At 56.7% G+C, this 23639-nt stretch carries 25 protein-coding genes; 13 read left to right on the top strand and 12 right to left on the bottom strand.

What is annotated here, in order from left to right:
- The first annotated feature begins 192 nt into the window (after positions 1 to 192).
- The 4 genes from D4100_RS07765 (at position 193) to D4100_RS07780 (ending at position 3826) form a co-directional block, all read left to right on the top strand.
- On the top strand, positions 193 to 735 hold the full coding sequence (locus D4100_RS07765; RefSeq protein WP_119803902.1) for a GNAT family N-acetyltransferase: 543 nt from the start codon (positions 193 to 195) through the stop codon (positions 733 to 735).
- 103 nt (positions 736 to 838) lie between these two features.
- The gene (locus D4100_RS07770; RefSeq protein WP_119803904.1) at positions 839 to 1675 is read left to right on the top strand and encodes a DUF1460 domain-containing protein; all 837 of its coding nucleotides are present in this window, start codon (positions 839 to 841) and stop codon (positions 1673 to 1675) included.
- Positions 1676 to 1854: 179 nt separating this feature from the next.
- Positions 1855 to 2667, top strand: a complete 813-nt coding sequence (locus D4100_RS07775) for a MetQ/NlpA family lipoprotein (RefSeq protein WP_065506032.1) — start codon at positions 1855 to 1857, stop codon at positions 2665 to 2667.
- Between the two features lie 133 nt (positions 2668 to 2800).
- On the top strand, positions 2801 to 3826 hold the full coding sequence (locus D4100_RS07780) for a MerR family transcriptional regulator (protein WP_119803906.1): 1026 nt from the start codon (positions 2801 to 2803) through the stop codon (positions 3824 to 3826).
- Between the two features lie 109 nt (positions 3827 to 3935).
- On the opposite strand, the gene D4100_RS07785 is transcribed toward D4100_RS07780, so the two are convergent.
- Positions 3936 to 4733, bottom strand: a complete 798-nt coding sequence (locus tag D4100_RS07785) for a LysR family transcriptional regulator (protein ID WP_244941644.1) — start codon at positions 4731 to 4733, stop codon at positions 3936 to 3938.
- Positions 4734 to 4832: 99 nt separating this feature from the next.
- On the opposite strand from D4100_RS07785, the gene D4100_RS07790 reads away from it, so the two are divergent.
- Both D4100_RS07790 and D4100_RS07795 read left to right on the top strand, forming a co-directional pair.
- Positions 4833 to 5759, top strand: coding sequence for a DMT family transporter (locus D4100_RS07790; protein ID WP_119803908.1), 927 nt, complete (start codon positions 4833 to 4835; stop codon positions 5757 to 5759).
- Between the two features lie 103 nt (positions 5760 to 5862).
- Positions 5863 to 6399, top strand: a complete 537-nt coding sequence (locus D4100_RS07795; protein ID WP_119803910.1) for a GNAT family N-acetyltransferase — start codon at positions 5863 to 5865, stop codon at positions 6397 to 6399.
- A gap of 38 nt (positions 6400 to 6437) precedes the next feature.
- Here the strand turns inward: D4100_RS07795 and D4100_RS07800 are convergent, their stop codons facing one another.
- The 4 genes from D4100_RS07800 to D4100_RS07815 form a co-directional block, all read right to left on the bottom strand.
- Positions 6438 to 7355, bottom strand: a complete 918-nt coding sequence (locus tag D4100_RS07800; RefSeq protein ID WP_119803912.1) for a DUF808 domain-containing protein — start codon at positions 7353 to 7355, stop codon at positions 6438 to 6440.
- Between the two features lie 125 nt (positions 7356 to 7480).
- Positions 7481 to 8398 (bottom strand): AEC family transporter, encoded by a 918-nt coding sequence (locus tag D4100_RS07805; protein ID WP_065506026.1) that lies wholly within the window; start codon positions 8396 to 8398, stop codon positions 7481 to 7483.
- 12 nt (positions 8399 to 8410) lie between these two features.
- On the bottom strand, positions 8411 to 9415 hold the full coding sequence (locus tag D4100_RS07810; protein WP_065506025.1) for a TauD/TfdA family dioxygenase: 1005 nt from the start codon (positions 9413 to 9415) through the stop codon (positions 8411 to 8413).
- A 186-nt stretch (positions 9416 to 9601) separates the two neighbouring features.
- Positions 9602 to 10000, bottom strand: coding sequence for a VOC family protein (locus tag D4100_RS07815; RefSeq protein WP_065506024.1), 399 nt, complete (start codon positions 9998 to 10000; stop codon positions 9602 to 9604).
- A 77-nt stretch (positions 10001 to 10077) separates the two neighbouring features.
- Here D4100_RS07815 and D4100_RS07820 point away from each other — a divergent pair, with 77 nt between their 5' ends.
- Positions 10078 to 10533, top strand: a complete 456-nt coding sequence (locus tag D4100_RS07820; protein ID WP_119803914.1) for a GNAT family N-acetyltransferase — start codon at positions 10078 to 10080, stop codon at positions 10531 to 10533.
- Positions 10534 to 10567: 34 nt separating this feature from the next.
- On the opposite strand, the gene pbpG is transcribed toward D4100_RS07820, so the two are convergent.
- The 3 genes from pbpG to D4100_RS07835 form a co-directional block, all read right to left on the bottom strand.
- On the bottom strand, positions 10568 to 11497 hold the full coding sequence (gene pbpG, locus D4100_RS07825) for a D-alanyl-D-alanine endopeptidase (RefSeq protein WP_119803916.1): 930 nt from the start codon (positions 11495 to 11497) through the stop codon (positions 10568 to 10570).
- 162 nt (positions 11498 to 11659) lie between these two features.
- The gene (locus tag D4100_RS07830) at positions 11660 to 12763 is read right to left on the bottom strand and encodes an adenosylhomocysteinase (protein ID WP_119803918.1); all 1104 of its coding nucleotides are present in this window, start codon (positions 12761 to 12763) and stop codon (positions 11660 to 11662) included.
- Between the two features lie 47 nt (positions 12764 to 12810).
- The gene (locus D4100_RS07835) at positions 12811 to 13755 is read right to left on the bottom strand and encodes a GlxA family transcriptional regulator (protein ID WP_119803920.1); all 945 of its coding nucleotides are present in this window, start codon (positions 13753 to 13755) and stop codon (positions 12811 to 12813) included.
- A gap of 91 nt (positions 13756 to 13846) precedes the next feature.
- On the opposite strand from D4100_RS07835, the gene D4100_RS07840 reads away from it, so the two are divergent.
- Positions 13847 to 14527, top strand: a complete 681-nt coding sequence (locus D4100_RS07840) for a DJ-1/PfpI family protein (RefSeq protein WP_119803922.1) — start codon at positions 13847 to 13849, stop codon at positions 14525 to 14527.
- Between the two features lie 50 nt (positions 14528 to 14577).
- Complete coding sequence (locus D4100_RS07845; protein WP_119803924.1) at positions 14578 to 15141, top strand: DedA family protein; 564 nt, start codon at positions 14578 to 14580, stop codon at positions 15139 to 15141.
- Between the two features lie 2 nt (positions 15142 to 15143).
- Here the strand turns inward: D4100_RS07845 and D4100_RS07850 are convergent, their stop codons facing one another.
- The gene (locus D4100_RS07850; RefSeq protein ID WP_013811986.1) at positions 15144 to 15767 is read right to left on the bottom strand and encodes a LysE family translocator; all 624 of its coding nucleotides are present in this window, start codon (positions 15765 to 15767) and stop codon (positions 15144 to 15146) included.
- Between the two features lie 78 nt (positions 15768 to 15845).
- Entirely contained in the window at positions 15846 to 16739 is an 894-nt protein-coding gene (locus D4100_RS07855) for a LysR family transcriptional regulator (RefSeq protein WP_119803926.1), read from the bottom strand.
- A 112-nt stretch (positions 16740 to 16851) separates the two neighbouring features.
- On the opposite strand from D4100_RS07855, the gene D4100_RS07860 reads away from it, so the two are divergent.
- Positions 16852 to 17289 carry a PACE efflux transporter gene (locus D4100_RS07860; protein WP_065506017.1) on the top strand — a complete coding sequence of 146 codons (438 nt, stop codon included), beginning with the start codon at positions 16852 to 16854 and terminating at the stop codon, positions 17287 to 17289.
- 635 nt (positions 17290 to 17924) lie between these two features.
- On the top strand, positions 17925 to 19388 hold the full coding sequence (gene ansP / locus D4100_RS07865; RefSeq protein WP_065506016.1) for an L-asparagine permease: 1464 nt from the start codon (positions 17925 to 17927) through the stop codon (positions 19386 to 19388).
- Positions 19389 to 19427: 39 nt separating this feature from the next.
- Here ansP and D4100_RS07870 read toward each other — a convergent pair whose 3' ends face one another.
- Positions 19428 to 20207: a HalD/BesD family halogenase gene (locus D4100_RS07870; RefSeq protein WP_119803928.1), complete on the bottom strand. Its 780-nt coding sequence runs from the start codon at positions 20205 to 20207 to the stop codon at positions 19428 to 19430.
- Between the two features lie 112 nt (positions 20208 to 20319).
- On the opposite strand from D4100_RS07870, the gene D4100_RS07875 reads away from it, so the two are divergent.
- A complete protein-coding gene (locus D4100_RS07875) occupies positions 20320 to 21231 on the top strand; it encodes a LysR substrate-binding domain-containing protein (protein WP_119803930.1) in 912 nt (303 codons plus the stop codon).
- On the opposite strand, the gene D4100_RS07880 is transcribed toward D4100_RS07875, so the two are convergent.
- Positions 21228 to 22097, bottom strand: a complete 870-nt coding sequence (locus tag D4100_RS07880; protein WP_119803932.1) for an ATP-grasp fold amidoligase family protein — start codon at positions 22095 to 22097, stop codon at positions 21228 to 21230. The two genes, D4100_RS07875 and D4100_RS07880, sit on opposite strands and share 4 nt — an antisense overlap.
- 155 nt (positions 22098 to 22252) lie before the next feature.
- Between D4100_RS07880 and D4100_RS07885 the strand changes: the two genes are divergently transcribed.
- Positions 22253 to 23545, top strand: a complete 1293-nt coding sequence (locus D4100_RS07885) for a flippase (protein ID WP_119803934.1) — start codon at positions 22253 to 22255, stop codon at positions 23543 to 23545.
- Positions 23546 to 23639: the final 94 nt, after the last annotated feature.

Genomic DNA, 23639 nt, shown 5'->3' on the forward strand with positions numbered 1-23639 from the left:
GCGGCCACGGGGCTCTCTCTCCCCCTATACTAATTATAGTCTTTCGCTGAAAAAACGTTCGGAAAGCACAGACGCGGCAGCGGTTTGTTTTATAATCCTCCGATTGAGCAAAGCCGTGAGGAATGTCATGTCATCTGCTATCACTCTTCGCCTGGTCGGTAATCCGGCACGCCTGCCGAGAGAGCTGGCCCCATGAGCCAGGCTATCCATATCGCTCCCGTCTCCCAGTTGCCCGACGGGTATCTGGAAAGCTGCGATTTCAGTTTCCCGGTCGCCCACTACGCCCAACCGGTTTTCGATGCCCCGGTCGACAGCTGGCCACTGCGGCCGGTCACGCCGTTTCGCAAGCACTATCCGCTGGCCCCCTTCATCAATGAGGAAAGCGAAACCTTTCTGGCACGCCACCGGGGAGAAGCCGTCGGCCACATCACGCTGAGCAAAAACTGGAACGGCTATGCGCTGATTGAAGAAATTGTCGTCAGCGCCCATGTGCGCCGCCTGGGCGTTGCCACCGCGCTGCTGGATGCCGCACGCCGCTGGGCACAGCAACAGGAAACCCCGGGGTTGATGCTGGAAACGCAAAACAATAATCTGATCGCCTGCCGCTGTTATCAGCGCTTCGGTTTTATTCTCGGCGGTATCGATCACCTGCTGTATCGCGCTCAGCCGGATATTGCCGACCATGAAATCGCGTTATTTTGGTATCTGCCGTTTAATAACGAAATCGGTTACTGATTATTGGCCGGCATTTAGGCTATGTTTATTTATTAACCACCCGCTATATGGTGAGAACTGTTATCATTTATATGATCACGGACTGAAACCATTGGAGGGTTAAATGTACAAGGTTGTTTCATTGATGTTAGTTATAGCGATGAGCGGATGCGCAGACAAAAATCATCAGGTGCCCATGAATAAACCCGGCACCGGGATCACCCCCCCTGCGGTGACCCCGATAAACCTGGACGACGAGACGTCAAGCAAGCTCAACGACATTTTCGCCAAACGCGCCACCTGGCCTGCAGGACAGGACAACGGCCAAACTATCAATCTGATCTCTCAGCAATTTCTCGGTACACCCTACGTTGCCAACAGGCTGATAGGCTCGCAGAGCACGCCGGAAAAGCTGGTGATCGACTTCCGCGGCCTGGATTGCTTTACCTATATCGACTACGTCGATGCACTGAGCAAATCGCACAATCAGGCTGAATTCGTGCAACGCCTGATCCAGACGCGCTACGCCGATAGCGACATCAGCTTCCAGCAGCGCAAACACTTCTTCACCGACTGGGCGCAGGTCGCCAAAACAAACGTGACCGACATTACCGCTCAACTCAGCCCGCGCGCGGTGACGCTGGTAAAAAATCTGAACCAGAAAGCCGATGGCGGCAGCTATCTGCCCGGCCTGAAAAACGTTCAGCGCAGCATCACTTATCTGCCCAGCGATGTGATTGACGATAAGGTGCTGGCCCAGTTGCGCACCGGCGATTACATCGGTATCTACACCAATCTTGCCGGGCTGGACGTCACTCACACCGGCATCTTTATCATGACCGAAAACGGCCCAATGTTGCGCAATGCCTCTTCGCGCAAGGAAAACATGAAGGTGGTGGATTCGCCCTTTATGGACTATGTGATCAACACGCCGGGCATCGTCGTGCTGCGCGCCAAATAACCGCCCTTCCAGACCCTATGGCTTTCAGGGTGCAATCTGAAAGCCATAGTCGCTATACAACTCTCTGTTATTACCTATAACCCTTTGTGCTGAGCAAGCGTTTGACTTCCCCGTGGGTTCAGGCTTAGCTAGGCAGCACAAAACCAACTGATTTTACTGTTTTTTTCAGGGAGAGCACGATGTTAAAGACCTGGCGTTTTACCGCCTTGACGGCGGCGTTTGCCGCCACGCTGGCACTGCAAGGTTGCGATAAGCCGGTAGACCAGAACCTTATCAAGGTCGGGGTTATCAACGGCGCGGAGCAAGACGTGGCGGAAGTCGCCAAACAGGTAGCGAAAGAGAAATACGGTCTGGAGGTTGAGCTGGTCGGTTTCAGCGGCTCTCTGCTGCCAAACGACGCCACCGATAAAGGTGAGCTGGATGCCAACGTATTCCAGCACCGGCCGTTCCTCGAACAGCAAAACAGAGATCAGGGTTACAAGTTGGTGGCGGTGGGCAATACCTTCGTGTTCCCGATGGCCGGCTATTCGAAAAAAATCAAATCGTTGAAAGAGCTGCAGGATGGCGCCGTTATCGCTATTCCGCTGGATCCGACCAACCTCGGTCGCGCGTTGCTGCTGCTGGAAAAAACCGGCCTGATTACGCTGAAACCGGGCAAAGGTTTGCTGCCGACGTCGCTGGATATCAGCGCCAACCCGCATAACTACAAGATTATGGAGCTGGAAGGTGCGCAATTGCCGCAGGTACTGGATGACCCTAAAGTCACCGTCGCCATCATCAGCACCACCTACATCAACCAGACCGGGCTGACGCCAACCAAAGACGGCATCTTTATCGAAGACAAGGATTCGCCGTACACCAATATCATCGTCACGCGCGAAGACAACAAAGACGCGCTGAACGTGCAAAACTTCGTCAAGGCCTACGAGTCGGACGAAGTGGCCAAAGCCGCCGAGAAAATCTTTAACGGCGGTGCGGTAAAAGGCTGGTAAGCAAGCGGTTCCTCTCTTTGCGGGTGCTATTTTCGGCACCCGCCACTTTCCTGAAAATATCCCCTTCCGCACTATTGACCCTCACGTTGCGTCAGGCTTTAGTATCCCTACACGCACTTGGGAGGAACACGCCATGTTATTAAAAGTGGGCGAACTGGCCCGCCGTTCCGGCATCACCGTCAGGACGCTGCATTATTACGACGGCATTGGTTTGCTGATCCCTTCTGCGCGTTCCGACGCCGGGTACCGTTTATACAACCGGGCTGACATCACCCGCTTGCACCATATTCAGGCGTTGCGCCGAATGGGGGTTACGCTTGCGGAAGTCGGGGCACTTCTGGCACGTTCAGGCATGGCGTTAACCGCGGTGATTGAGCAGCAAATAACCATGCTGGATCGGCAATTGGCGCAGACTGTCGCGCTGCGCGACCGTTTGCAGCATATGCATGCCCAGCTCACCGCCGGGAACGAACCGGAACTGAACGACTGGCTGACTACGTTGGAGTTAATGACCATGTACGACAAATACTTTACCGCAGACGAACTGGCGCAGTTGCCTTTCTATCAGGCCGATCGGACGCGCAATCAGGAATGGGCCGAACTGGTCGACAGCATGCGCCAGTTGATCGATAGCGGTGTCGAAACGCAAGCACCGCAGGCGCAGGCTCTGGCGCGGCGTTGGATGCAGATGCTGGAACGCGACACCGCGCATAACCCGGCGTTTCTTACCCGGCTTAACGCCATGCATGCCGATGAACCCTCAATGCGCGAGCAAACCGGCATCACTCCGGCCATGACCGACTATGTCACCCGTGCCTTTGCCGAAACCAAGCTGGGGATTTATCAAAAGTATCTGTCGGAGGAAGAATACGCCTACGTGCGCCAACACTACTTTACCCGCCTGCACGAATGGCCGGCGCTGATCGCCCAGTTCCATCAGGCGCTAAGAGACGGCGTGCCGCCGGAGTCCGCTCAGGCGAAGCAACTGGCGGCCCAATGGCTGGCGCTGTTTCAGTCTTATGCCGGCACCGACCCGGCTACCCAGATGAAAATCCGCCAGGCAATGGAACAAGAGCCGACGCTGACCGAAGGCACCTGGTTGACCCCGGCGCTGTTGAGCTATCTGCAACAGGCAGTGGCGCACCTGATGCGCGGCTAGGTAAGGTTATCCACCAGCCGGGTGATCCCCGCCACGCCCGCGTAGCATTCCAGTAAAAATGCCGTCACGGCGACGATGCCCGGTGCATGGCGAATGTCGTCATGCACCGTTAACCAGACTTCGCGCCGCAGCCCAAGCGGCGGCGACAGGCGTTCAAGCCCCAGTTCCTGCGCGACAAAATGCGGCAGCAGCGCAATGCCCGCGCCGGCCGCAGCGGCGGCAGCGCAATGCCCGCGCCGGCCGCAGCGGCGGCAGCCTGAATCATCAGGTCGTTGCTGCGCATCACCAGCGGCCGTGGCCCGGCCTGCTCCAGCAACCATTTTTGCTGTGCCGAAGCGGCCCGTTCATCGTGATAACCGATAAACCCCCGCTCCGCCTCCGGCGTGTCTTGCAGATAACCGACGTTGGCGTACAGCCCAAATTCGACGGTGCCAATTTTTCTCGCCACCAGATCGCTTTCAGTGACGCGGCTGAGCCTGATGGCAATATCCGCCTCGCCGCGCAGCAGCGATACGTTGGCGGTATCGGCCAGCAAAACCAGTCGCAGATCCGGATAACGGCACTGCAACTCGGCAATACGCGGAGCGATCAGTTTCAGCCCCATCACCGGCGGCACGCTCAGCGTCACCTCGCCCGCAATGCCCTGTCGCCCACTGAGGGCGGCGCGGCTGACGGCGAAGGCGTTGAGCGTCATGCTGTCCCCTTGCGCCGCGATGCGTTGCCCGTCGGCGGTGAGCAGATAGCTGCGCGGGCGGCGATCCACCAGTTTTAACGCCAGCGACGCTTCCAGGCTGGCGATGCGTCGGGCAACAGTGGCGTGATCGACCTGCAAACTGCGGGCGGCGCCTGACAGCGACTTCTCGCGCGCAAACACCATGAAGTAGTGCAAATCTTCCCAATTGAACATGGGTGTTTTCTCACATCACAAGTGAATAGATAGGGGATTTTACCGCAACAATCCGTGGCGCAAACTGTTTTTGTTTATTTCACACCACAGGACATCACCATGAAAACTTCGCTGCCGCTGGCCTATTTGGGGGTGATTATCGCCACCTTCTTCTGGGGCACCAACTTCAATGCCGGTGCCTATATCATCGCCCATCAGCCGCCGATCACCGCGTCGATTGAGCGCTTCAGCCTGGCGACGCTGGCGCTGTTGCTGTTCTTCGGTCTGCGCGGGCAGTTACGCCTCAGTACGCTGAAGAACAACTGGCCGGCCTACCTTGGGCTGGGCGTGCTCGGCTTTACGCTGTTTAACCTGTGCACCTTTTTCGGCCTGCAGTCCACCACGCCGATCAACGGTGCGCTGATCCTCGCCACCACGCCGCTGTGGACAATGCTGTTCGGGGTATTTTGGGAGAATGAAAAACTGAGTGGGTCACGTGCCGCCGGCCTTCTGGCGGGTTTTATCGGCGTAACGCTGGTGCTCACCAAAGGCAGCCTGCAAACGCTGTTGCGGCTGGAAATCAACCCCGGCGACGGCATTATCCTGCTCGGCAGCCTGGCCTGGGCGCTGAATATGGTCGGTACCCGGCGGCTGGTGCATAACGCCACCGCCATCGAAACCACCAGCTATTCGATGCTGTTCGGCACGCTGGCCCTGCTGCCGTTGGGGTTTATCTTCGAAAACCCACTGCAAAGTCTGGCTTCTGCCAGCCTCAGCGTGCATGCGGCGGTGGTTTATCTGGCGCTGTGCGGATCGCTGCTGGCCTATCTGCTGTGGTTCAACGGGTTGGAAAAAATCGGTTCGGTACGCACCGCCATTTTCTTCAATCTGGCACCGGTATTCACCATGCTGGTAGCCACCCTCACCGGCACGGCACCCAACGTTTGGCAATTGGCCGGTGCCGCCTGGGTGATCCTCGGCGTGCTGCTGGCCTCCGGCGCAGTAAACCGCCTGGCGCCACGGCACCGGGCCGCCAGGCAACTATAGGTTTTTTTTATCATCGGCATAAAAAAGCCCAATTTACCTTGGCGGCGAACGGGGAGCATAATGCGCTTATCTTCTGATTTCTCAAGGTAAACAGAGAACCCTTATGCCCCTCGCCGCCCCGTTGACCATCACCGACGCCACGCCGGATGACCTGGCTGCCGTACAACAGATCTACGCCTACCACGTGCTTTACGGCGCGGCATCCTTTGAAGAAACGCCGCCCACTCGGGAAGAAATGCAGCAGCGGTGCAGCAAGGTACAGGCGGCCGGGCTGCCCTGGCTGGTCGCCAAACGGCAGGATCGCGTAGTGGGCTACTGTTACGCCACGCCTTATCGGCCGCGCCCGGCCTACCGGTTTACCGTAGAAGACTCGGTGTACATCGCCGAAGGCCAGCAGGGTAACGGCATCGGTAAAGCGCTGCTGGCCGAACTGATCGCCCGTTGCGAGCGCGGCCCCTGGCGGCAGATGCTGGCGATCGTCGGTAATGCCGAAGGCAATCGGGGCTCGTTGGCCTTGCATCAGAAACTGGGCTTTACCAGCGTGGGGACGCTGAAGGCGGTGGGATTCAAACTGGGTGAATGGCGCGATACGCATATCATGCAACGTGCACTGAGTGGCGGCGACGACAGCCGACCCTAACAACAGCTACGGGGTGCGCAAAACGCACCCCGCGGTTATCAGGCGGTAAAGCGCGCGCGAATGGCACCCAGAGCCGACACCACCAACAGCACCACGCCGCCGGCAATCAGGCCGAACACCACGTTGAGCAGAGTGGGGATCGCCCCCTGCAAAATATGGCCGAAGGTCGGTACTACGGTAGCGAACGACGCCCAGTCTTCGAACAAATGATGCACCGCAGGCAGGCCGTGGGTCAGAATGCCGCCGCCGACCATAAACATGGCGACAGTACCGACGATCGACAGGGTTTTCATCAGGTAAGGCGCTGCACTGACAATGCCATTGCCAAACGAACGCGCCAACGCGCTGGTTTTTCGGCTCAGGTACAGCCCCAGATCATCGAGCTTGACGATGCCGGCCACAATGCCGTAAACGCCGATCGTCATCACAATCGCGATACCGCTCAGCACAATCACCTGCTGGCTGAAACTCGCCCCAGCCACAGTGCCGAGGGTGATGGCGATAATCTCGGCAGACAGCACGAAATCGGTACGGATTGCCCCTTTCACCTTACGTTGCTCGTAGGCCGCCACGTCTTCATTGGCGTCCAGTTGTTCTTTTTCCTCCTCCCCTTGCTTACCGTGGGTCAGGCTGTGGAATACTTTTTCAAAGCCTTCGTAACACAGATAGGCACCGCCCACCATCAGCAGCGGCGTGATCGCCCAGGGAGCGAAGGCGCTGATCAGCAGCGCCAACGGCACCAGAATCAGCTTGTTGATAAACGAGCCTTTGGCCACGCTCCACACCACCGGCAGTTCGCGATCGGCCGTTACCCCGCTAACCTGCTGCGCATTCAGCGCCAGATCGTCACCCAGAACCCCGGCGGTCTTTTTCGCCGCCATTTTTGTCATCAACGAGACGTCGTCCAGCAACGAAGCTATGTCGTCGATTAAAGTCAGTAAGCTACTTCCAGCCAAAGCGGTTCATCCTTTTCAAATTCATTGGTCGTTACCCGTTTAGCATAGCGTTAAACGTCCTGGAATGGGTATCGGATGATGGCGGAAAATACCGGGAGCAGAACCAACCGCTCCCGGCCTGCTGGTTAAATCGCCACGCTTCCCAGAATGAAAGTGACGGTCATGACTGACAACAGCGTGGTCCAGGTAATGATGGACGCCATCGCTTCATGATCGCCCCCCATCTGCCGCGCCAAAATATAGGCATTACCGGCGCAGGGGACGGCGGAATAGAGGATAGCGATGCTGGCCGGCACGCCTGTGGCGCCAAAATACTTCACCAGCGCAATGGTGATCAGTGGCATCGCCACCAGTTTGAGCAGCGTCGCATAGGAGATGGAAACCATTTTGCGAATATGCATGCTGACAATCAGCCCCGCGCCGACCGACATCAGGCTCAGCGGCGTAGCGGCGTTGGCCAGATACTGGAACAACTGTTTGATGGCACCGGTGATATGCAGGTTAAGCAAGTTCATCAGGACACCCAACAAGGCGCCGATAATCAAGGGGTTTTTGGTCAAGGCCAATACCGCGCCGCTCAGACTTTTCTTGCTGCCGGTACCGTAGTGATTCATCACCAGCACGCTCAGGATATTGGTCAGAATAATCATGTAGGCCACGAAAAAACCGGACAGCGCTACGCCTTCACTGCCGAACAGCGACTGAGACAACGCGATAAACACATAAGAGTTATACCTGACTCCCCCCTGAAAAATTGAAGTGAAGAGGTCGGGCGAGGTATCAACAAAGAACTTTACCGCAAAGATAATCAAGGCAATGACCAGGGTCGATATGATAGTCGCCATAACGGGATAAAAACTGTCCGCACCGCTAAAATCCGCCTCACTAATATCCATAATCAATAATGCCGGGAAGAAAAGATAATAAACAAACTTATCTGAAAAACCCCAAAAAACGGCGACATCCTTGACATACAACTTGGAGAGAAAGCCAAGCACAATCAATAGAAAAATAGGTAAAATAGAAAGAAAAACGTTTAACATACACAATCGCCTTTAAATCGAAAAAATGCGCTCTTCAACCTGATTAAGATTGCGATGGTTCCACAAACTGGCTGAAACGAAAACTCGCTGTACCCAACGCAGTGGCGTATCATTCTCATCATAAGAAGGGGTGAATTTATCACGCGAGTGTAAAGCGAATCGATTATCGATATAAACCAAATCGCCAGGGCAGATATCTATTCCGATTGCATTTTCTTTAATCAGGCCATAAAAACGCTCCAGCGCAGCCTCCGCTCGCGGCGTGCTGGCAGAGATCATTCCCGGATAGAAGACGGCGCTGACATCCGGCAGAATATGGTTTTGCGAAATCAACGGCACCAGTGCGGTTTCCTCTCTGCCACCCTGCGTGGACTGGCGCCAACGGTAAGGCAGCTTGATGCTGTACAGCGGGCTGGCCAGCGTCGCTATATCTTCCTGACTCAGTTGGGCGATCGCCAACCGTGAATCGGAAATCCGCGTCATCGGGCTTTGCGGATCACGCCGCACTCCAGCTAACAGCAGGCCCATCGGGGATACGTTAAACTGTTCAAGATGTTTCAGTGCCGCGTTTTCAATATGAAAATCCAATTCCACATCAAACCCCAGCCCGGTGTATTCTTTTTTCGCCTCCCGTTTGGGGATCAAATTATTGATAATCTCCTTTCCTTCAAAATACATGGAGTAAGGTTCACCAATAAGAGTAGATATACCTACCAACAGGTTTTCACTTATATTTCCTGATTTTGCCGATGGCGTATATTCATTCGGGCAAGGTGAGAAAAAAACTTCTTTATCTATTGGCGCATTCTTTAGAATAAAATAGGGTCTGGGTTTGATCGAAGCTTTTTGTTTGCCCAACGCAGCACTCACGCGATGAGGCAAATAATGCATCATTGCCGATCGGATAGCGTGAATATAGGCATCGCCACCGGCAGGATCGTAAGTTATTTTATCCAATGCCAAAAATAATTCGTTTTTTTCCTGATCCGTCAATGGGAAGACGTTCTGATAATCCATTTTGCTTGTTCCTTGAAAACATCGGTATCATTAGAACATCTAATGATACGGCGCGGATGTTAACATTCTGTAAGCAAAATCATAAAGATTTATTAACTAAAATCGTGATCCTAATCACTGGGCGCAGAAACCTCCATTAGTTCATTTAAAACAGCCGGTTAAAAACGCATCAGACTCGATGTCTCCCTACCCCGCGATGGGCACGTTCAACTGCCAGGAGAGCCCAAAACGGTCGTTCAGCCAACCGAAACGTGCGCTGAAGCCATAGTCATCGAGCGGCATCAGCACTTCACCGCCCTCCGCCAGGCGGGCGAATACCCGTTCAAGTTCGGCTTCGGTCGCCAAATTAACGTGAAGAGACACCGCCGGGGTAAAGCTGAAATCATGGCTGACCGGGCTGTCGATAAACACCAGATTCTGTCGGTCAAAGTCTATCGAGGCGTGTTTGATTCGCCGCTGCCCGTCGGGCGTCTCGTCATAATGCAGCAGCTGTTGAACCTTGAAGCTGTCGAACAACTCGCTGTAAAGATCGATAGCCTGCCGGGCGTCGCCCTGAAACATGATAAAGGTTGCAACCTGACTCATAGGATCCCTCTCTCGCATGCGATAGTGTATGGATTGATGATAGCGGATGAATAAACCGCCGCCAAAAAGGAGGAAAGATGGCAATCACCTATCGCCTGGCACAGTTGAACGATCTGGCCGGCCTTCAGGCGCTGTATCAGGAATTGCGCCCGCAGGATCCGCCGCTGCGCCCGGATAGCGCCCAGCGCACTTTACAACGTTTGCTGGACAACCCGGCGATTCGACTGGTGGTCACCGCCGACGCTGAACAACCGGTGGCGACCTGCATGCTGGCGATGGTGCCGGGGTTGATTCATCAGGCTCAGCCGTTCGGTATCATTGAGCACGTGGTCACGGCGCCGCCGTATCGCGGGCAAGGCATTGCCCTGGCGATGCTGGAATACACCTTGCAACTGGCGTGGCGTAAAGGGTGCTACAAAGTGATGCTGCTTTCCGGCCAACAGCGTACCGGGGCGCACCAATTGTATCTGCGCGCCGGGTTCGACGGCGATCGGGAACGGGGTTTTGTCATTCGGCGCCCTGAGGGCCGCTAGCGGCCTGCGGCGGAAACCGCAGGCCAGATCGGGATTATTCGGTTTCGTTCTTCGCCAGACGGGCGTCTTTTTGGCGGCGATAGTCGCGGGCAGCGGCCGGGATCGGCGTCACCTTACCGGTTTCAATCCAGCTGCGCAGGCGGTTGGCGTCGGCAAAGTGGGTGTACTTGCCAAACGCGTCGAGCACCACCAGCGATACCGAGCGGCTGCCGATCGTGGTGCGCATCGCCAGGCAATGCCCCGCTTCGTTAGTGAAGCCGGTTTTGGTCAGCTGGATATTCCATTTCGGGTTGTACACCAAATGGTTGGTATTGCGAAACGGCAGCGTGTAGTTCGGATCCTTAAAGCTCGCCATGCGCTCGGTGGTGGTGCTGAGCTGGCCAATCAGCGGATATTGCTTGGTGGCGATCAATAGCTTGGTCAGGTCACGCGCGGTCGAAACGTTATGAATCGACAACCCGGTCGGCTCCACATAACGGGTATTGGTCATGCCGAGCGATCTCGCCTTGGCGTTCATCGCCTTGATAAAGGCACCGTAACCGCCCGGATAGTGATGCGCCAGACTGGCGGCGGCACGGTTTTCCGACGACATCAGCGCCAGCAGCAGCATGTCTTTGCGGGTGATTTCGCTGTTCAGACGCACGCGGGAATAAACGCCTTTCATTTCTGGCGTCTGGTGGATATCCACCGACAGCATTTCATCCAGCGGCAGATGAGCATCCAGCGTCACCATGGCGGTCATCAGCTTGGTGATGGAGGCGATCGGCACCACTTCATCCGGATTGCGCGCATACATCACTTTGTGGGTCTGCATATCCACCACCATCGCACTGCCGGAAGCCAGCTCAGGCTGGGCGGCATATGCGGCGGCGTTATTTTCACTGGCCAGCGCGCGCGGCGCGATGCCTGCTCCCGCCTGCAAAGCGAGCAGGGTTAGTACCAAAACACGTATTTTCACATGCATTACTCTGTAACTGGAGAAGATAAAGGTCTTATTTGGCAGAATTATATGTGAGGGATCTCAAGTTGGCACTGGGATTATGCGCCCCCATTTGTGACAAATTCTGTCGGACAGAATATTGCGCAAACCGCGAGCGCTCTGGGGCGAGCGCCCGCGATGGAAAAGTTACAGCGCCGGTTGCCACGCCGACTGCGGCAACAGATACAAACCGGGGGCCTGGCGGGCGCCGTCACCGACGATATGGCCGATGCCCGCCGCCATCACCGCCAACGTCACATCGAAGGCGTTCAGGCTGTCGCCGTAGCCCGCCGTCAGGTTGAACATCGACCCGTTGGCCAGCAAATAGATCTTTTTATCGCCCAGTTGGTAGGCGTTCACAAACGGCATAGGCTCGCTGTGCGGCAGGTTCTTCAGGAAGCCGACGTCAATTTCGGCCGCCACGTGGCCGACGTTGAGAATAAACACCCCGTCCTTCACCTGTTGCAGATGCTGCGCCGACAGCACGTTTTTCGCCCCGGTCGCCGTGGCGATCACGTCCGCCTGGGTAACCGCCGTAGCCAGATCGACCACCGCCCAGCCGTCGTAACGCGCCTGCAATGCCCGCGCCGGATCGATTTCCGCCACCACAACCTGCCCGCCGTAGGCTTTCGCCGCCGCCGCAACGCCCTGCCCAACCAGGCCATAGCCAATCACCAGCACGCATTTTTCATGCAGCGTCAGATGCGTGGTCTGGAAGAAGGTGTGCCAGGCGGTGAGGCCGACCATATGACGGTTGTGCAACCCTTCTTTCACCGGCAGATCGTCCCAATTGAAGATCGGGTAGCGCGGCGCCATACCATTCAGCCGGCTGATGCCGGAACCGGTCGCTTCCAGGCCGGCGACAATCTGCGGGCCTGCGGCCGACTGGTGCAGGCGGGTCGTCAGATCCGCACCCATTTCACACAGGTGGGTCGGTTCCCAGGCCAACGCACGATCGAAGGAAGCCGACCAGTCCGCATCGCTCATGTCACGCCAGGCGTGAGCCTGTGCGCCGCGCCGCTCCAGCCAAGCGACTACGTCATCCTGCACCGTGGTCGGGTTGCAGGTGGTCAGGTAAACCGCCGCGCCCTTGTCCAGCAGGCCCGCCACCAGCGGCGCCATTTTCAGATCCAGGTGCATATTGCACGCCAACCGCACGCCGTTCAAATCGGGCAGCGCCGCAACCGCCGCACGGGTGCGCGGCATATGGCGCATCGCCCAATCCAGTTCGCTCTCAAAATCCTGATACATCTGTTGCTCCTTTACTGCGCCACGCCACTGGGGCATAGCTGAATGAATTAACCGGCGCGGCTCAGGCGCCGCATCGCCTGCGGCGACAAACCGAAGACGCGAATGAATGCCCGCCGCATACGCTCAGGATCGCTAAAACCGACGGCACGGGCGATAGCCTCCAGCGCTTCGCCGCTCTCTTCAACCCGCCCCCGCGCCGCTTCCACCCGCAGTTGCTCAATCACCTTGGCCGGCGTCTGCCCGGTTTCCGCGCGAAACAACCTGCCGAACTGGCGTTCGCTCAGGCAAGCGGCATCGGCCAGATCCGTCACCCTGAGCGGCTGATGCAGATGCTCACGGGCGTAAGAAAGTGCGCTGCGGATCCGGTCTGAAGAAGGATTAAGCGCCAGCAGCAGTGAATACTGCGACTGCCCGCCAGGACGGCGGTGATACACCACCAGTTGCCGCGCCACGTTGGCCGCCACCTCTGCGCCGAGGTCCTCTTCAACCATCGCCAGCGCCAGATCGATGCCTGCGCTGATGCCGGCCGAGGTCCAAAGGGCACCGTCGCGAATAAAAATGCGGTTGCTGTCAACGCGAATACGCGGGTAGCGCTGCTGCAACCGCGCGGCATGAAACCAATGGGTAGTGGCGCGCTTGCCGTCCAGCAGCCCGGCGGCAGCCAGGATAAATGCTCCGGTACACACGCTGGCCATGCGCCGCACCTGCCGGTTCTGCCGCTGCAACATCGCGATCAACGCCGGGGACTCCGCCGCCGCCACGTTGCCGCGGCCACCGGCAATCAGCAGAGTATCAAAAAGACTATCACCCAATGGTTGGGTCATCACCGCCACGCCGGACGAACCGATCACCATTCCGCCCGCCTGCGATACCGGCAAACAACGGTATGCCGGGGCATCGGTAAACCGGTCGGCCTGATCGAAAGCCGCCAGCGGCCCCGCAAAATCCAGCAGGTTAAAATCGGGGAAGATCACAAAGCCAATGTTTTTCATGATGGCGCTTTTTGAGGGTTATATGGCATATCAGCCAAAAACAGGACAGTTATTATTACCCAGACCAAAGGACAAAACCGAGGCGAATATCATGTCTGTACCATTAGTCATAGTTTTTCCGATCTATCAGGGGGTTACCCAGTTGGATTTCACCGGCCCGCTGCAATTTCTGCGGCGTATGCCCGATGCAGAAATTATCGTCGCCTCAGTCGACGGTGCGGACGTCAGTTCTGAGGGGCTGCACTTCTCCCGTCTGCAAACGCTGGAAGACGTCACGCACTGTGATGTCCTGTGCGTGCCGGGTGGCAGTGGTTGCACCCAGGCACTGTTGGATGAAAACTTCATGCTGCAGATCCGCCGGCTGGGGACCGATGCCCGCTATCTGACCTCGGTGTGCACCGGTTCGCTGATCCTGGCCGCCGCCGGGCTGCTGCAAGGCAAGCGTGCGACCTGCCATTGGTCGATGCGTGAAAGCCTGACGCTATTCGGCGCTATCCCTAGCAGTGCGCGGGTGGAGCGCGACGGCAACGTGATCACCGGTGGCGGCGTAACCGCAGGTATCGACTTCGCCCTGACACTGATAGCGGAGCTGCACGACGAAGAAACCGCGCAAATGATCCAGCTGTATCTGGAGTATGCCCCGGCACCGCCTTTCCTGGGGGGAACGCCTGAGCTGGCACCTGCGGGGATTCTGGCGCGAGTAGAGGAAAAAATGGCCGACAGCCTGCAACAACGCCGGGCGCTGGTGGCGCAGATTGCCGCCCGCGGCTAGCGCACAGGGCGTATACTTAACCTTAAGTGTCATAGACGTAAGGATTAAGCATGGCGGATCTGGCCTACTACATTACCGATTACGGCTACTGGGCGCTGTTTATCGGCTGCCTGGCCGAAGGGGAAACCATCACGTTGCTGGGCGGCATTGCCGCGCATCAGGGGTTGCTGCATCTGCCCTGGGTAATTGCGGTGGTGGCGCTGGGTGGCACACTGGGGGATCAGTTGCTGTTCTTTCTGGGCCGCCGCTTCGGTGGGAAAGTGATTTCACGGATGAAAAGCCAGGAAAAGCGCATCGAGCGCGCCAACAAACTGATTGCCCGCCACCCGATGCTGTTCGTGATCGGCGTGCGCTTTATGTACGGCTTTCGCATTATCGGCCCGGTGCTGATCGGCGCCAGCAGGCTGCCGCCGTCACGCTTTGTGCCGCTGAACATTCTGGGCGCCATTCTGTGGGCGACGATTTTCGTGCTGCTGGGCTACTTCGGCGGTGAAGCCATCGCCCGCTTTATCTCCGGCTTCGACAAAAGGCTGACCAGCCTGCTGTTCTGCGCGCTGGTGATCGCCGCCATTCTGCTGCTGCGCTTCTGGTGGCGGCGGCATCGCGCCGAATAGCGTTATTTATTGAGCATCAGCTTCAGGCCCAGCAAGGCCAGCACGCCGCCCCCCAACCGATCGAACCAGGCTTTAAAACGCAGGTAAGTGCGGCGCGGGCGCGGCGATGACAACACAAACGCCACAAAGGCGTACCAGAGTACGTCGACCGTCAAGGCAATCACCGGCAACACCACGTACATCAGCGGCGAAATTTTATGGCTGAGCAGCGCGGCGAACACGCTGCCGAACACGATAGCGGTGTTCGGGTTGCCGAGTTGGGTCAGCAAACCCGTGGTAAACGCCTTGCGAAACCCCAGATGCCGCTCGCCGACCGCCTCCACGTTCAGCGGCCGATTGGCCCCACGCAGCATTTTAAACGCCAAATAAATAAGATACGCGCCGCCCAGCACTTTCAGCGTGGTGTACAACCACGGCAGCGCCAGCAGCAGCGACTGCAATCCCAATAGCGCGATCAAGGCAAAGATAAAACAACCGACGCCCATGCCTAACGCCACCGCCATGCCGTCGCGGCGCGAAGAAGCAACTGCGGTGCGCGCCACCAGAATAAAACTTTGCCCCGGGCTCATCGCCCCGAGCGTTATCGCCCCGGTAATGCTCAATACCGATAATGCCGTTTCACTCATCATGCTCGCGGTATCCCCTTAACAATCCATTGCTCAAAGTAGCCCAGCGACGAAAATAAAAGCAATGACTACCGGGGATCATTCAACCTGAGCCGCGTCGCGCATCAGCGCTACCAGCTCGCGCGCGGCCTTGTCCAGCGGCGCATTTTTTAGCCAGACCAGATGTATCGGCAACCGCAGTTCGTTTTTGGTATTTTTGAATTTCAGCCGGATTAACCGCCCCTGCGCCAGCAGCGGCGCAGTCAGCGACAGCGGAAAATTGCCCCAGCCCAATCCGGCCTCAACCATGCTCAGCGCCATCGGCAGGCTGTCGGTGCGCCAATAGGATTCCGCCACCCGTGGCCGCAGATCGGCGATCGGCAGATCGCGGCTGGCCACCATAATCTGCCGCACGTTGACCAGGTCCTCGAGAAACAGCTCGGCTGCCGCCCCCTGCAGCGCCGGATGGTGTGGCGATAACGTGGCGACCAGTGATTCCGCACCCACGAAGTGGAACTGTTCCTGGCTGTTGACGTTAAGCCCGCCAAACGCCAGGCAAACGCCAACCCTGCCCTGATGCAGCATATGCAACACGTCATCTTGCGGGGCGGTCAACACTTCGATGTTCAGCAACGGATAACGCTCCGCCAGCGTTTTGATCGCCGCCAGCAGGCCGCTGCCGTTGATGTCCGAAGCGACGCCGATAGACAACGTACTCTCCAGCCCCTGCGACAGCTCGATGGCGTGGTTTTGCAATTGTTTAAGTTGGTCGGCAATCAGCCGCGCATGCGGTGCCAGCGCCAGTGCCAGCGGGGTCGGCACCGGTTCGCGGTGCGAACGGTCAAACAGCGGGAACCCCAGTTCCGCCTCCATGTTGGCGATGCCCATACTGACTGCCGAAGGCACGCGCCGCAGCGAACGGGCGGCGGCGGAAAACGAGCCGCGATCCAATACCGCCAGAAACAGCTCAATGTTATCGCTGGAAAAGTTCATTGCGTTACCTGTCAGTAAAACTGACAGCTCCTGACTTTTTCTATCAATGTGATTGACGTTATCTTAGCCGCCACCACCCAAGAAACCACCAAAAATAACGCAGGAGAACATGATGCAAGGCGTTAAACGCAAACTGGTGTATGTCACCGCCTATGAAATTATCGGCATGGCGATCTCGGCTTTGGGGCTGGCGCTGCTTTCCGGCAACGCCCCCAGCAGCACCGGGCCGCTGGCGGTGATCATTACCACCATCGCCGTAAGCTGGAACTTCATCTACAACGCGCTGTTTGAGCGCTGGGAAAGTCGCCAGACGTCACGCACCCGCACGCTAAAGCGCCGCATTGTGCATGCCGTGGGGTTTCAACTGACGCTGGTGGTGTACCTGATCCCGCTGATCGCCTGGTGGATGGGGATTTCACTGCTGGAAGCGCTGCTGCTGGATATGGCGCTGATCGTCATTATCCCGTGCTACACCTTCGTGTTTAACTGGGCGTTCGACCTGATTTTCGGTCTGCCTGCCTCGGCTCTGCCGGCCGGGGAGTCTGCCTAAAAAATCGCCGTTAATCCCCTCGCCTGCTGGCTATAATCGCCGCAGGCCACAAGAATCTTATTTCTCCCCTTTTTTCACGCCTCGAAAAATAAGCAAAACCCCCTGCAATTTGCACGGTAATTAATATTTTGTGATTTTCGTCACTTTTTATTCCTCGATATTTCCGCGTTGATAAAATCACACATGATGTTGAATAATATACTGTTTTTTATATGGAATAAAAAATAAACACAATTTATCACGATTTATACGCAGGATTTTTTGCCACATTTACGGAGAAAAGGTAGCATGCCTCGCCGTTATTTAATGATGGCTGTACATATAATATACCTATGGGTTTCAAGTTGCGGCCAGGCGGCCCGCTCGCTTATCCCCCGGCGCTTACTCCGGTAAGTCACTGGGGTAAGCCACAAATCTGTCGGGAACAGATTTGAACGCTGCTTGCAGCGGCCCCGAAGGGGCAAGACCCATGGATGAGTCTTGTAGTGCAGCCAACAACGCTGCAGCTTGAAAGACGACGGGTATAAAACAACAGAATGATGCCATGACCTCATTCTCATAACGATTGGCAATAGCAATCGTTTGCTCTCGTCCGAGAGCTGGGTAACCCTATAGACAGGTAAACAGGACGGATGATGCAATCACATAAAAAAACTGCGCATGACAAACACGCCGCCAGAAGACGTTGGTTAGACTCACATGAATCCGGATATCACAAAAGCATGGGCAACCGGCAGATACAGATGATCGCCATCGGCGGTTCCATCGGTACCGGCCTGTTCCTCGGCACCGGCGGCCGGTTGGCAATGGCCGGCCCGGCACTGGCTTTGGTCTATCTGGTGTGCGGGATTTTCTCTTTCTTCATTCTTCGCGCGCTGGGCGAGTTGGTGCTGCACCGCCCCTCCAGCGGCAGCTTCGTTTCTTATGCCCGTGAGTTTCTCGGCGAAAAAGCCTCTTATGTGGCCGGCTGGATGTATTTCCTCAACTGGGCGATGACCGGCATTGTGGATATCACCGCCGTGGCGCTGTATATGCACTACTGGGGCACTTTCGCCGATGTGCCGCAATGGCTGTTCGCACTTTGCGCTCTCGGGGTAGTCGCCACCATGAACATGATCGGCGTGAAGTGGTTCGCCGAGATGGAGTTCTGGTTTGCGCTGATCAAAGTCGCCGCCATTGCCATTTTCCTGATAGTCGGCGTGGTGTTTCTCGGCATGGGCACCCCGGTGGCGGGTAACACTACCGGCCTGCACCTGATTACCGAAAACGGCGGCATGTTCCCGCACGGCTTGCTGCCTGCGCTTGTACTGGTGCAAGGGGTGATCTTCGCCTTCGCCGGTATCGAGCTTATCGGCACCGCCGCCGGAGAATGCAAAGATCCGGCAAAAATGCTGCCGAAGGCGATCAACAGCGTGATCTGGCGTATCGGTCTGTTCTATGTCGGTTCGGTAGTACTGCTGGTGCTGCTGCTGCCGTGGAATGCCTATCAGGCCGGCCAAAGCCCGTTCGTCACCTTCTTCAGTAAACTGGGCGTGCCTTATATCGGCACCATCATGAACATCGTGGTGCTGACCGCCGCGCTTTCGAGCCTGAACTCCGGCCTGTACTCCACCGGCCGTATTCTGCGTTCACTGTCGATGGGCGGTTCCGCGCCGAAATTCATGTCCAGGATGAGCAGCCAGCAGGTGCCTTATGCCGGTATTCTGGTGACCTGTGGTATCTATGTGCTCGGCGTAGTGCTGAACTATCTGGTGCCTTCGCAGGTGTTTGAGATCGTGCTGAACATTGCCTCACTGGGCATTATCAGCTCCTGGGCATTTATCATCGTTTGCCAGATGCGTCTGCGTAAAGCGGTGAAAGAAGGTCGCGCTCAGCCAGTCACCTTCAAGATGCCCGGCGCGCCGGTCACCTCATGGCTGACGCTGGCGTTCCTGCTGGCGGTCGTGGTGATGATGGCGTTCGATTACCCGAACGGCACCTGGACCATCGCCACCATTCCGGTGCTGGCCGTGCTGCTGGTGCTGGGCTGGTTTGGCCTGCGCAAGCGCGCGCAGGAAGTGAAGCTGGAACAGTTGGCTCACGAAGAAGCCCACCACTGAGTCTCTGAACTGCCCCCACCGGGGCAGTTTTTTTATCCGTTACAAGCGGCCATAAAATGTCATGCGGGCGCTTTCTGACAGCGCGATATCCGGCTGGGCATTATAGGCCAGCACCACCAGCATACGGGTGATATCGCCTTCGGTTGGCGTAACCCGGTGCATGGCATTGCGCCCGCGAAACAGCACCAAATCCCCCTCCTCCATCGCCAGCGTTTTCACCGCACGCTCGCCGTCCAGCACCTGGGTCACCCCCGCGTAATTCATCTCGCCGCGATCGGCATCGCGCAGGTTTTCCACATATTCAAACCGGCCGCCGGCCTGCGGTTTTTGGATCAGGAGCGTGATGGCGAATGAGGAGTTATCAAAATGCCAGCCCAGCTCCTGCCCGCGATGCGCGTAGTGCAGGTTGATCGACGACAGCCGATCGGCGTAGGGATAAAGCTGTTGCTCTTCCAGCACCGCACAGAGGAAGTCGCGGAAAGGCTGGGCATCATACAGCGTGCGCAATGGCGACTGCGCCGGGATATCCTCGTCGGTAATACACCCCTTGGACGACACCACCTGCCGGTTGCGCGCATGGTCGGCAGGCAGGCTTTCGTCCTGCGGTTTCAGGTATACGTTATGCTTGCTGGCGGCATAAAACGCCGCATGGCTGTGCTCCGCCCCTTCGAGACGAACGGTCGCCAGCGCGGCGGCGGTCAGAAAGCCCCGCAGCACCAGCGCACCCGACGTGTCCAGGGTCGCTTTGCACTGGGCCTGAAAGCCGGCGTCGCCAATCGGGTTGGCGGATAAATCAACGATATGAGCGAGTTGCTGCATGAGAAGCTCCTGAAGGCTTGGCGGCCGGATACCCCACTGTAGCGAATGTCGCATTGCCGTAATAACAAAAATGCGTTAAGGATGAGGTAACCCATTCTTAACGATAGCCGCCATGAACGCACCTTCCCGCAGCCGCCTGCCCAAACTGAGCGCCATTTTGGCGTTTGAAACCGCCGCCCGTACCGGCAGCCTGGCCAGAGCGGCAGACAGCCTGGCGCTGACCGCCGCCGCCGTCAGCCAGCAAATCCGCCAGCTTGAACAGCATCTGGGCATTCAGCTGTTTACCCGCGCCAAAAGCGGCGTGACGCTGACCGAACAGGGCGCGGATTATCTGGCCTATGTGCAGGAAGCCTTCGAGACGCTGCGCGTGGCGCAGCAGCACGTCGATCGCCAACGGGGCCAGGAAACCTTGACGGTGTTTGCGCTGCCGGCACTGGCGTCAAAATGGCTGAACCCGGCGATTGGTGATTGGCTGGCGCACCATCCACAGGTGGATATCCGCCTGCACGCCACCCATGCTGCCGTGGATTTCGCTGCCTCGGCGGCGGATTTTGCGCTGTGTTTTGGCGATCAGGACTATCCGCTGCTGGAAAAAGTGCGGCTGTTTCAGGATTGCGTGCAGCCGGTGTGCAGCCCGCAACGGCAGGCCGCCGGCGACTGGGCCCGGCAGCCGTTGATTCATGTCGATTGGGGCAAGGAGAGCCAGTTCCTGCCGGGCTGGCATGAGTGGTTCAGCGCCGCCGGGCTACCGCTGCCTCAGCGGCGGGGCCTGACCTATAACCTGACCTCACTGGCGATTGATGCGGCGGTGGCAGGCCAGGGTATTTTGCTCGGCCAACAGCGGCTGATCCAGCGCGAACTGGCCAACGGCACGCTGGTGCCGTTGGCGGAACCGGTGCTGCCGCTCAGCAAGCCTTACTATGTAGCCTTTCCGCAGCGTACGCTGGACAAACCGAAAGCAGCGGAATTTTTGGCCTGGCTGCAAAACCTCGCACCGCCGGATATCGACCGGCTATCGATCTAAACGCCGCAGCGGCTATCGGCCCTGGACATCATCTCGCCCAACAACAGGTTGGTCGCGCGCGGCAGAAAAACCTCATTACCGGCGCCGGGCGTCAGCGTCAGTTCGCCAATGTAGAGCTGTTCGGGGGTGCGATAAAAATCGACGCGGCAATAGTCGAGATCCGCCGATACGGCTTTGGCTACCTGGATCATCTCATCCCAGAACGCAGGTTTCTCATGCAACGTGTTGATCTGCGGAATATCCTTCTGAATAAAAAAGCAGGGGTGAACATGTTCCTCCAGAAATTCCAGCGAAGTGGGTTCAGGCCCGCCGCGCAGCAACTCAACGAACAGATAAGATTGATTGCCATTAAAAACATGCACCTTGTAATCGATCAATTCCCCGCAGCACTCGATATCCAGCAATTTCTCGACAATTATTCTCTGTGGAATAGTAGCGTAATGTTTTTCCCGAAACCTTTTCCAATAGGTTATTTCAGACCAGCCATTAAGAATATTCATAATATCCTGATAGCTGGTCTGACTTTTATCTTTGACTATTTTCACCTGCTGAGACGCATTATTGGTTTTAATTACAAACGATTGTGGCAGAGAAAGGTAGTCCTGTTCGGTAAAGTCATCGGTGATCATGATGATCGGCGTTAGGTATTTTTCCGATACTCGCTGTGAAATATACGCCCTCACCGCCACCTTATCCGCCAGCAGGCTGAAATCACGCCGCGGATAGCGCATACGTTGATAAATTTTCTCGGAAAATGTCTTTGGTTTTTTGAAGTTAACCCAAGAACCATGGGCAAGATAATGGCTAATTTGATAATAGATAGCGTCGGGCGCGGCCCGATAGAGCCGTTTTGCGAGTTTTCTCATTCTTCTGTTTCTTCCATGAGGATAGCATACGATGAAATGCTTTTGACATTTCGATTATTGCCGCTCAATTATAAAACCCTGCGGCCCTATCCTTACAGGGGGTGCGGGAATAATCGGATGATTCTTATTATGGCATGCGACAGGGAAAATCGCTGATGCAATTAAAATTCATAGATATCAGTATAGTAAAAAACGCCTTCTGGATGATATCTGAAAAAATGGTCTCTATTCTGGGCGTCATTTTTATCACCGCCTATATGGCGAAATATGTTGGCCCGGAAAGTTTTGGCAAGATCACCTTCGCTACCGCTATTTTCGCCATTACCCAGACGCTGGCGCTGCTGGGTTCCGACACCGTGCTGTTCAAGCGCATTAGCCGCAATCCGCGCTCCGGCACCGCATTGATGTTTTCCACCAATCGGCTGCGCCAGGGCTGTTTTATCCTGTTTTCCGCAGCCATCCTGCTTTACACCGGGTTACGGGACGATTTCATTACCTTCTACTTTTGCGCCGCCACCTTTATCGCCGGTTTTTTCTCGCTCAGGGACGTGTTCACCATTTACCACGACGCCCGGCTGGAATCGCGCTTCAATACGCTGGCCAACGTTGCCGGCCTGGGCAGCGCCCTGCTGGTGCGTTATCTGATTGTTTATTTTGATCTGCATCTGTATTTCCTGGCGATCCCCATAGTGATGGTTTATCTGATCCCTTACCTGATCCGCCACCACCTGTACCATCGCCGCCACACGCGCTTTATCGCCCCCGCCCGCGTTCGGCGCAAGTATGTGCGCTATCTGCTCGCCAGCGGGCTGCCGCTGGCGGTCTCCAACGTCTCCATCGCCATTTACACCCGGCTGGCGCAGCTGTTCCTGATGTGGTTCGTTTCCGCCGAAGCGCTGGGTATTTATTCCGTCGCCATCACGCTGGCCACCGCCTGGATGTTCGTCACCAACGCAGTGATCTCCTCATTTTTTGCCAAGATATTCGCATACCGCCGTGACGATGCCGTGCGCGCCACCGCCAAACTGAATGGGCTGGTGCTGGCGATCGCCACCGCGATCGTGGCGGGCATAATTTTGCTCGGCAAACCGGTGATCGTGCTGCTGTACGGGGAGCAATATCTGGCGGCCTATCCGGCCATGGGCGTGCTGGCGGTAGCCACGCTGCTCTCGGCACTCGGCACCCTGGCCTATAAATACATTGTGATGTTCTCGGGTTACGGCTTCTTGTCGAAGAAGATGTTCCTGGTGTTTATCATCAATATCCCGCTGTCTTATTGCCTGATCCGCCAGTACGGCATAATGGGCGCCGCCTACAGCACCCTGCTGACCGAACTGCTGTCGCTGACTCTGCTCAACTACGTCTTCCACCGCGGCGTAGTCTTGCAAATGCACCTGCGCTCGCTGAACCCGCTCACTTATCTTCGCCGCACACCGCAGGCCGGTTAGATTCTCCCCCATCCGTAACAGAGTGCCGTTAGCCCGCTGACAGCGGGCACAACGCTCACGGCTTAACCTGCCTTGCCCTTCCTGCTAAGTTTCT

It is taken from the genome of Serratia inhibens (assembly GCF_003591175.1).
GTDB classification, from domain to species: Bacteria; Pseudomonadota; Gammaproteobacteria; order Enterobacterales; family Enterobacteriaceae; genus Serratia; species Serratia inhibens.

Bases quoted from the DNA above. Each gene is read 5' to 3' on its own strand.
- D4100_RS07785 (WP_244941644.1), bottom strand. From the start codon at position 4,733: ATGTTCAATTGGGAAGATTTGCACTACTTCATGGTGTTTGCGCGCGAG.
- D4100_RS07840 (WP_119803922.1), top strand. From the start codon at position 13,847: ATGTCTGTACCATTAGTCATAGTTTTTCCGATCTATCAGGGGGTTACC.
- D4100_RS07850 (WP_013811986.1), bottom strand. From the start codon at position 15,767: ATGAGTGAAACGGCATTATCGGTATTGAGCATTACCGGGGCGATAACG.
- D4100_RS07795 (WP_119803910.1), top strand. From the start codon at position 5,863: ATGCCCCTCGCCGCCCCGTTGACCATCACCGACGCCACGCCGGATGAC.
- ansP (WP_065506016.1), top strand. From the start codon at position 17,925: ATGCAATCACATAAAAAAACTGCGCATGACAAACACGCCGCCAGAAGA.
- D4100_RS07790 (WP_119803908.1), top strand. From the start codon at position 4,833: ATGAAAACTTCGCTGCCGCTGGCCTATTTGGGGGTGATTATCGCCACC.
- D4100_RS07880 (WP_119803932.1), bottom strand. From the start codon at position 22,097: ATGAGAAAACTCGCAAAACGGCTCTATCGGGCCGCGCCCGACGCTATC.
- D4100_RS07855 (WP_119803926.1), bottom strand. From the start codon at position 16,739: ATGAACTTTTCCAGCGATAACATTGAGCTGTTTCTGGCGGTATTGGAT.
- D4100_RS07805 (WP_065506026.1), bottom strand. From the start codon at position 8,398: ATGTTAAACGTTTTTCTTTCTATTTTACCTATTTTTCTATTGATTGTG.
- D4100_RS07765 (WP_119803902.1), top strand. From the start codon at position 193: ATGAGCCAGGCTATCCATATCGCTCCCGTCTCCCAGTTGCCCGACGGG.
- D4100_RS07775 (WP_065506032.1), top strand. From the start codon at position 1,855: ATGTTAAAGACCTGGCGTTTTACCGCCTTGACGGCGGCGTTTGCCGCC.
- D4100_RS07875 (WP_119803930.1), top strand. From the start codon at position 20,320: ATGAACGCACCTTCCCGCAGCCGCCTGCCCAAACTGAGCGCCATTTTG.
- D4100_RS07835 (WP_119803920.1), bottom strand. From the start codon at position 13,755: ATGAAAAACATTGGCTTTGTGATCTTCCCCGATTTTAACCTGCTGGAT.
- D4100_RS07770 (WP_119803904.1), top strand. From the start codon at position 839: ATGTACAAGGTTGTTTCATTGATGTTAGTTATAGCGATGAGCGGATGC.
- D4100_RS07870 (WP_119803928.1), bottom strand. From the start codon at position 20,207: ATGCAGCAACTCGCTCATATCGTTGATTTATCCGCCAACCCGATTGGC.
- D4100_RS07885 (WP_119803934.1), top strand. From the start codon at position 22,253: ATGCAATTAAAATTCATAGATATCAGTATAGTAAAAAACGCCTTCTGG.
- D4100_RS07780 (WP_119803906.1), top strand. From the start codon at position 2,801: ATGTTATTAAAAGTGGGCGAACTGGCCCGCCGTTCCGGCATCACCGTC.
- D4100_RS07830 (WP_119803918.1), bottom strand. From the start codon at position 12,763: ATGTATCAGGATTTTGAGAGCGAACTGGATTGGGCGATGCGCCATATG.
- D4100_RS07815 (WP_065506024.1), bottom strand. From the start codon at position 10,000: ATGAGTCAGGTTGCAACCTTTATCATGTTTCAGGGCGACGCCCGGCAG.
- D4100_RS07810 (WP_065506025.1), bottom strand. From the start codon at position 9,415: ATGGATTATCAGAACGTCTTCCCATTGACGGATCAGGAAAAAAACGAA.
- D4100_RS07845 (WP_119803924.1), top strand. From the start codon at position 14,578: ATGGCGGATCTGGCCTACTACATTACCGATTACGGCTACTGGGCGCTG.
- D4100_RS07820 (WP_119803914.1), top strand. From the start codon at position 10,078: ATGGCAATCACCTATCGCCTGGCACAGTTGAACGATCTGGCCGGCCTT.
- D4100_RS07860 (WP_065506017.1), top strand. From the start codon at position 16,852: ATGCAAGGCGTTAAACGCAAACTGGTGTATGTCACCGCCTATGAAATT.
- pbpG (WP_119803916.1), bottom strand. From the start codon at position 11,497: ATGCATGTGAAAATACGTGTTTTGGTACTAACCCTGCTCGCTTTGCAG.